This window comes from Aurantimonas sp. A3-2-R12, assembly GCF_036016755.1.
GTDB classification, from domain to species: domain Bacteria; phylum Pseudomonadota; class Alphaproteobacteria; order Rhizobiales; family Rhizobiaceae; genus Aurantimonas; species Aurantimonas coralicida_A.
In genome coordinates this window covers 184,687-192,227 of the sequence record NZ_JAYXIH010000003.1, presented here as the reverse complement: position 1 = coordinate 192,227, position 7,541 = coordinate 184,687, and the positions used below count along the sequence as shown (strand labels likewise).

Below are 7,541 nucleotides of genomic sequence, written 5' to 3'. Positions count from 1 at the left end.
ACCGCTCATCCTAATTGACGCGCAGTCCTGACCTTGACCTCGCGCGACAATTAGGAAACCTTCGACCTCGACCGCAGGCGCTTATCGTAATTGACGCTGCCGCTCATCCTGGAGTGCACCCCGTTTCGCCGGACAGTCGGCGGTTGGATTAGGCACTGAGGCGGATGAACTCCCGAGGCGATCGGAACTTCAGGCCGGAGTGCGGGTGGATTTCGCAGTAATCCTTGACCCATGCTGGCAGCAGGCGAGGATCGTGTCGGCGTCCGCTTCGCCTCAGGCCGCCTTCACCGACCGCGCGGGCTCGTAAGCTGTGTCGCCCGAGAATATAGCCTACACGATCCGCGCATTCTTGTTGGCAAGCGCAACGGCCGCGACGTTGGGGTGCCGCCGTTGCCGCATTTTGCCGAGCCAGAGGCTTCGCGGATCCTGCTTGCCGGCCAGCCCGGCTTAAAGCGGCGCGAGTGCCATGAATCATCAGTGTACGCAGTTACCGATCGCCACGTTTGCTGATGCCGAACAGGCAGACTCGCCCTCCACTGGATCGCTGCTTCGGCACCAGGCCAAGCTAGGCCGCGAACTGACGGCCGTTCTTGAAGCAGTTTCTATCGCCCACGGCGGCGATCGAGGCTGTTGCCGTGACAGGGCCGATGCCTTCGATCTTCCCAAGCCGCTGGCGACTTGCTGCGAAGTGACGATTTCTGGCGCGGAATGAACGCGGCCTGCGAAACGGCAAACTCCCGGCCCGTCTGTGGTGGAGCGGCAGGAGCGGCTTGCCGCCGCGAAGCGGCCATGGCTATCTTCTCCGGAAAGATAGCCATGCCGCTGTCGAAAGGAATTGCAAATGGGCGGAGAGCCGGAGCGGATCGGTTTCTTTCTCGTCGAGAATTTTTCGATGATGAGCCTTGCGGCGGCAATCGAGCCCCTGCGCAGCGCCAACCGTCAGCTCGGTCGGGATGCTTATTCCTGGTGCTATCTCAGCCTCGACGGAGCCGAGGTCCGTGCCTCCAACGGCATGACTGTCTCGACCTGCGGCTCTATCCGCGAGTTCCCTAAGCTCGACTATCTCTTCGCCTGCGCGGGCACCGACACCGACCCGGCCGGCCGGCCGGCAATCAACGCCGCGCTCCAGCGCATGCGGCAGCAGACCATCAAGCTCGGTGCGATTTCGGGCGGAACGTTCATTCTGGCCCGCGCCGGCATCATCCGGGATGCGCGCTGCACCGTCCATTGGGAGTATCTGCCCGCGTTCCAGCAGGAATTCCCCGCGATCCGCGCCGAGAACGCGCTCTTCGTCTTCGACAAGGATCTTTATACCTCCTCAGGGGGGCTTGCGAGCGCCGACATGATGCTGCACCGGATTACCGAGACACATGGGGGGAGTCTTGCGCGGGCCGTCGGCAACCAGTTCCAGATCGACCGCATCAGGGAACCGTCCGAGGCCCAGCGCTCCGGCGCCCTCGATCGTCTCGTCACGTTGCCGCCCTCGCTGCAAAAGGTCGTCACGCTGATGCTGGCGAACATCGAAGAGCCCTTGTCGATCGGTGCCATCACCACCCTTTCCGAAACGCCACCGCGGCAGCTCGAGCGGCTTTTCAAGGCCTGGCTCGGCTGCTCGCCGCTGCATTTCTACAGGGCGCGGCGGTTGGAAAAGGCCCACGAGCTCTTGATCCACACCAATCTTCCTCTGATCGAGATTGCCCAGATGACCGGGTTCGCCGGCCATTCGCAGTTCAGCGCCGCCTATCGCAGCCATTTCGGCAAGGCGCCGAATGCCTCCCGGCGTAATTCTCGGTTTGATTGAAGACCAGGCTTGTGGCGCGCCGGACGTATCGCCCTATCAAGGTGTCGGATTTGCGATAGCCCGAACGTCCTCAACTCTCGAAGATGTCGTTCTCTCGACAGACCGTTCGGGACCGACGCGCCCGACGTGCCTCCAACCCGGTTCCGTCGAAATCGCGCACTGAGAGGAGCGCAGAGGCATGGATTCTTCGGCCATCGACTTCGTGGCGTCGACGCGGCGCCGAGACATTCCCGATGCCGTCGCGGTGCAGGTGCGGCGATGCCTGCTCGACCTCGTCGGTGTCGCCGCAGCGGGCTCGGCCACTGAGCTTTCGAGGATCGCGCGCGGCCATGCGCGGAGCCAGTTCGCAGCGGGCGAGGTCGGCGCGTCGCTGTTCTTCGACGGCCGAAGCGTCAGCCCTGCCGGCGCGGCCCTCGCCAATGCGATGACCATCGATGCCTTCGATGCCCATGACGGCCATCCGCTGACCAAGGGTCATGCCGGCTGCGGCCTGTTCCCGGCGATCGCCGCCGTCGCCGAGGCCGAAGGCGGTGTTACCGGCGCCGAATTCCTGACTCTGATTGCGCTAGGCTACGAGATCGCCATTCGCGCTGGCATCGCGCTGCATCGCACGGCGGCCGACTATCACACGTCCGGTGCCTGGGTGGCAGTTGCCGCCGCCGCGTTGTGCGGCCGTGTCCTCGGGCTGGGCCGGACGCGGATGCGCGAGGCGATGGGCATCGCCGAATATCACGGACCGCGCAGTCAGATGATGCGCTGCATCGACCATCCGACGATGGTCAAGGACGGATCGGGCTGGGGCGCGATGGCGGGCGTCAGCGCCGCCTATCTCGCCCGCGACGGCTTCACCGGCGCGCCAGCGCTGACGGCCGAAGCCGAGGAAGTCGCCGATATATGGGACGATCTTGGAAGCCGCTGGCGCATCCTCGAATGCTATTTCAAGCCTTATCCGGTCTGTCGTTGGGCCCAGCCGGCGATCGAAGCCGGGCTTCAGGCGCTGGCCGCCACCAATGCCGCGGGCGAGCGGATCACAGGCATCACCGTCCACACGTTTCACGAGGCCTCGCGGCTCGCAAAGGCGCGTCCCGCCACTACAGAGGAAGCGCAGTATAGTCTCGCCTTTTCGATCGCGGCGGCCCTTGTCAAGGGCGACGTCGGACCTGCGGAAATCTCCGGTCCGGCGCTTCGGGATCCGGAGATTCTGCGTCTGTCCGAGGCCGTTCGGCTCGTCGAAGACCCGGCGTTCAATGCCAGGTTTCCCGCTGAGCGCTGGGCGCGGATCGAGCTTCACATGGAGGACGGCTCGATCGTGCGCTCCGGGCCGGCGTCCGCTCGCGGCGATGCCGACACGCCTTTGAGCGATGGCGAGATTGCCGAGAAATTCCACGCCCTGATGGCGGTTTCGGGCCTCGGCGAGCGTGTCGGCGCGGTCGAGGATCTGGTGGCCAATCTCGACGAGGCCGCCTCGGTGACGCCGCTTCTCGAAGCGATTTCGCGGCCACCCGAGGCCAGCGAACCGCGACTCGTCCCGAACCTGCGAGAGACGGCATGAGCCGGACACGCGCGCGGCGCAGCCAGAGTCGGGGCCGGACCGCGACGACTCTTCCGCAACTGCCGCTCCGCCCTGTCCGCAATCCTTACCCGCCGATGGCCGTCCTTTCGGACGATCAGATCGAGGCGATTCATCTCGCCTCGATGCGAATTCTGGAAGAGATGGGCATCGAGGTGATGAGCCCGCGCGCACTCGCCCTCTTCGCCAAGGCCGGCGCGACTGTCGACCAGGAAACAGCGAACGTTCGGATCGACCGGGGCCTGGTCGAGGAGGCGGTGAAAACGGCGCCATCGGTCTATACGCTGACGCCGCGCAATCCGGCCCGACGGATTGTTCTGGGCGGCGTCAGCATCAATTTCACCCTCGTCGCCGGGCCGCCGAACGTTCACGACATGGAGCGCGGCCGGCGGGCGGGAAACTATCGGGACTATTGCGACCTCGTCCGACTGGCGCAGCATTTCAACTGCATCCACATGCTCGGCAACCAGGTCTGCGCGCCGATGGAGCTACCAGCAAATTCGCGCCACCTCGACACTTATTTTGCCAATTTGACGCTGACGGACAAGTGCTTCCATGCCACTGCCATCGGCCGTGGCCGGGCGCTCGACGGCATCGAGATGATGGCGATCGCGCGCGGTATGACCGTCGACGAGATGCGCTCCGATCCGGGGATCACGACCATCATTTCCGTCAACTCGCCACGCCGTTTCGACGAGGCGATGGCCGAGGGGCTGATGACCATGGCCGAATTCGGCCAGTCCGCCGCGATCACGCCGTTCACGCTGATGGGGGCGATGAGCCCGGTGACGCTCGCCGGCGCGCTTGCCCAGCAGAACGCCGAGGCGCTCTTCGGCGTCGTCTTGACGCAACTCGTCAATCCCGGCGCGCCGGTGATGTACGGGGCGTTCACGTCGAATGTCGACATGCGCTCCGGCGCCCCGGCCTTCGGCACGCCCGAGAACACGAAGGCCAACATCGCCAGCGGCCAGCTCGCGCGGCGCTACCGTCTGCCCTATCGCACGACGCCCGGCAGTGCCTCCAACGCGGCGGACGCGCAGGGCGCTTACGAGACGCTGATGGCGCTGTGGGGCGCGATTCTCGGCCACGGCAACCTCGTCTACCACGCCGCCGGCTGGCAGGAGGGCGGGCTGACGGTGTCCTTCGAGAAGCTGATCATCGACGTCGAGATGATCCAGCACATGATCGAATTTTTAAAGCCGATCGAGGTCAACGAGGCGGAACTGGCGCTCGACGCCTTGGCCGGCGTTTCGACCGGCGGGCACTTTTTCGGCGAGCCGCATACGCTAGAGCGCTATTCGACCGCCTTCTACCAGCCGCTCTTGTCCAATTGGCAGAACTTCGGGAGCTGGACCGAATCCGGCTCCAAGGACGCGACCAGCCGCGCCACGGACATCTGGAAAAGGGCGCTCGCCGAATATCAGGAGCCAGTGATCGACCCGGCCGTTGGCGAGGCGTTGGAAGCCTATGTCGCCCGGCGCAAGGAAGACATCGGGGCGGGGGAGCCATGAATCTTCGCGCGACTGGGAGAATCGAATGAGCCGCGTAGGAACAGGAGCGAGGCGCCGATGAAATCACACGCTCGGGCAGTCGTGATCGGAGGCGGCGTCATCGGATGCTCGGTGCTCTACCATCTGGCGCGGGGCGGCTGGACGGACGTCGTCCTGCTGGAGCGCAGTGAGCTGACCTCCGGCTCCACCTGGCACGCGGCCGGCGGGATGCATACGGTCAACGGTGACCCCAACGTCGCCAAGCTGCAGAAATACACCATCGACCTCTACAAGGAGATCGAGGATCTGTCCGGCCAAGCGACCGGCGTGCATCTGACCGGCGGCGTCATGCTGGCGGCGAGCGAGGCGCGGATGGACTGGCTGCGCGGCGTCGTAGCCAAGGGCCGCTATCTCGACATCGAGCTGGAGGAAATCTCGGCGGAGGAAGCCGGCGAACTGATGCCGCTGCTCGATCCGTCGCAATTCGTCGGGGCGGTGCGAACTGTCGTCGACGGACATCTCGATCCCTCCGGCGTCACCCACGCCTATGCCAAGGCCGCGCGGAAACTGGGCGCCGAAATCCATCGCTTCTCCAAGGTCGAGAACCTTGTCCAGCGCGAGGACGGATACTGGCGGGTGATCACCGACAAGGGCGAGATCGTCGCCGAGCACGTCGTCAACGCCGGCGGACTGTGGGCCCGCGAGGTCGCGCGCATGGTCGGGGTCGAACTGCCTGTCCTGGCCATGGAGCACATGTACCTGATCACCGAGGACATGCCCGAGGTCGCCGAGTGGAATAGGAAGACCGGCCGCGAAATCATTCACGCTATCGACTTCGATGGCGAATTGTATCTGCGCCAGGAGCGCGGCGGCATGCTGATGGGCACCTACGAGAAGGCCGGCAAACCCTGGGCCGAGGTTGAAACACCGTGGGATTTCGGCCACGAGCTGCTGGAGCCGGATATCGACCGCATCGCACCCTCGCTGGAAGTCGGTTTCAAACATTTTCCGGCTTTCGAGCGGACCGGCATCAAGCAGATCATCAACGGCCCGTTTACCTTCGCGCCGGACGGCAATCCGCTGGTCGGGCCGGTGCGCGGCCGACCGGGCTTCTGGGTGGCCTGCGGCGTAATGGCCGGGTTCAGCCAGGGCGGTGGCGTGGGGCTTGCGCTCGCCAATTGGATGATCGAGGGCGATCCGGGCTTCGACGTCTGGGCGATGGACATCGCGCGCTACGGCGACTGGGCGAGCCCTGCCTACACCAATGCCAAAGTACGCGAGAACTACGCGCGGCGCTTCTCCATCCGCTTCCCCAACGAGGAACTTACCGCTGGCCGGCCGTTGAAGACGACGCCGATCTACGACCTCTTGTCCGCCCGCGGCGCGCAATGGGGCGCGTCCCATGGTCTGGAAGTACCGCTCTGGTTCGCGCCGAAAGGCGTCCGCGATGAGCTCTCATGGCGGCGGTCGTCGGATTTCGAGCATGTGGCCGGAGAATGCCTGACGGTCCGCGAAGCGGTCGGGCTTTCGGAAATCTCGGGCTTTGCCAACTACACGATCGGTGGACCGGGCGCGGAATCCTGGCTCGACCGGCTGCTGCCGGCGAGCCTCCCGAAGCCGGGGCGGATGACTCTGACGCCGATGCTGAAAGAGGACGGCAGGCTGATCGGCGACTTCACCCTGGCCAATCTTGGGAAGGCCGGTTGGTTCCTCACCGGCTCGGGGGCGGCCGAGCAGTACCATATGCGATGGTTCGAGACGCATCTGCCCGCGGACGGTTCGGTGCGGATCGAGGCGCATGGCGGCGGGCTTTCCGGGCTGGCGATCACCGGGCCCAGGTCGCGCGAGCTGTTGCGGAAACTCGTTCGCGAGGACGTTTCGGCGACGAGTTTCAAGTTCATGGACATTCGCAGGATGGACGTCGGCATGTCGCCCTGCCTCGTCGGGCGGGTCAGCTATACCGGCGATCTCGGCTACGAGATCTGGATGCGGCCGGAATACCAACGGGCTGTTTTTCTCAAGCTGATGGAGGAGGGGGAACCGCTCGGGATCGGGCTGTTCGGCTCGCGCGCCTTGAACGCACTGCGGCTTGAAAAGAACTATGGGTCATGGCTGCGGGAATATCGGCCGATCTACGGTCCGCTCGAAGCCGGGCTCGACCGCTTCGTCGCCTATGGCAAGCCGGCCGATTTCATCGGCAAGACCGCAGCCATTGAGGAGCGCGCGAGCGGCGGTCGTTTGCGGCTACGGGCTTTCACTGTCGAGGCGCGGGACGCGGAAGTGATCGGCGACGAGCCGATCTGGCATCGCGGCGCGGTGCGGGGCTGGGTGACGTCCGGCGGCTACGCGCACGGCTCGTCGGTGTCGATGGCGATGGGCTACGTGCCGAAGGAAATCGCCGACGGCGACGGGTTCGAGATCGAATTGCTCGGCGAGAGGCTGGCGGCGCGCATCCAACCGGTGCCGCTGTTCGACGCCAATCAGGGCCGCATCCGCGGTTGAGGCGACGTGTCGTTGGCGCAAAGCTTTGTTGACGCAAGCAAATCCGGCCGAGCGGATGCGTCCGGAGGCAAAGCATGATTAGGATAGGCAAAGGAGGGGCGGCATCCTTGATGAGCCGTTTACAGAGAAACGTCGGCTTTCATTTCTCTGCTGCGGGGAAGTAAGTCGCGGGAGGTAG

General features: G+C 64.9%; 4 protein-coding genes and 1 pseudogene. 4 read left to right on the top strand and 1 reads right to left on the bottom strand.

Going from position 1 to position 7,541, the window contains the following annotated elements; translation table 11 throughout:
* Window positions 1-330: 330 nt before the first annotated feature.
* A pseudogene (locus VSX60_RS02975) lies at window positions 331-658 on the bottom strand (transposase); the annotation flags it as partial.
* 183 nt (window positions 659-841) lie between these two features.
* Here VSX60_RS02975 and VSX60_RS02970 point away from each other — a divergent pair.
* From VSX60_RS02970 to VSX60_RS02955, 4 genes are all read left to right on the top strand, one after another.
* The gene (locus VSX60_RS02970) at window positions 842-1,801 is read left to right on the top strand and encodes a GlxA family transcriptional regulator (protein WP_327622659.1); all 960 of its coding nucleotides are present in this window, start codon (window positions 842-844) and stop codon (window positions 1,799-1,801) included.
* Between the two features lie 178 nt (window positions 1,802-1,979).
* Entirely contained in the window at window positions 1,980-3,353 is a 1,374-nt protein-coding gene (locus tag VSX60_RS02965; RefSeq protein ID WP_327622658.1) for an MmgE/PrpD family protein, read from the top strand.
* Entirely contained in the window at window positions 3,350-4,882 is a 1,533-nt protein-coding gene (locus VSX60_RS02960; RefSeq protein WP_327622657.1) for a trimethylamine methyltransferase family protein, read from the top strand. Before VSX60_RS02965 ends, VSX60_RS02960 begins: the two co-directional genes overlap by 4 nt.
* 57 nt (window positions 4,883-4,939) lie before the next feature.
* Window positions 4,940-7,363: a GcvT family protein gene (locus VSX60_RS02955; protein WP_327622656.1), complete on the top strand. Its 2,424-nt coding sequence runs from the start codon at window positions 4,940-4,942 to the stop codon at window positions 7,361-7,363.
* The last annotated feature ends 178 nt before the right edge of the window (window positions 7,364-7,541 follow it).

What these genes read in the sequence shown, in the direction of transcription:
- VSX60_RS02970 (WP_327622659.1), top strand. Translation starts at nt 842, where the DNA reads ATGGGCGGAGAGCCGGAGCGGATCGGTTTCTTTCTCGTCGAGAATTTT.
- VSX60_RS02965 (WP_327622658.1), top strand. Translation starts at nt 1,980, where the DNA reads ATGGATTCTTCGGCCATCGACTTCGTGGCGTCGACGCGGCGCCGAGAC.
- VSX60_RS02960 (WP_327622657.1), top strand. Translation starts at nt 3,350, where the DNA reads ATGAGCCGGACACGCGCGCGGCGCAGCCAGAGTCGGGGCCGGACCGCG.
- VSX60_RS02955 (WP_327622656.1), top strand. Translation starts at nt 4,940, where the DNA reads ATGAAATCACACGCTCGGGCAGTCGTGATCGGAGGCGGCGTCATCGGA.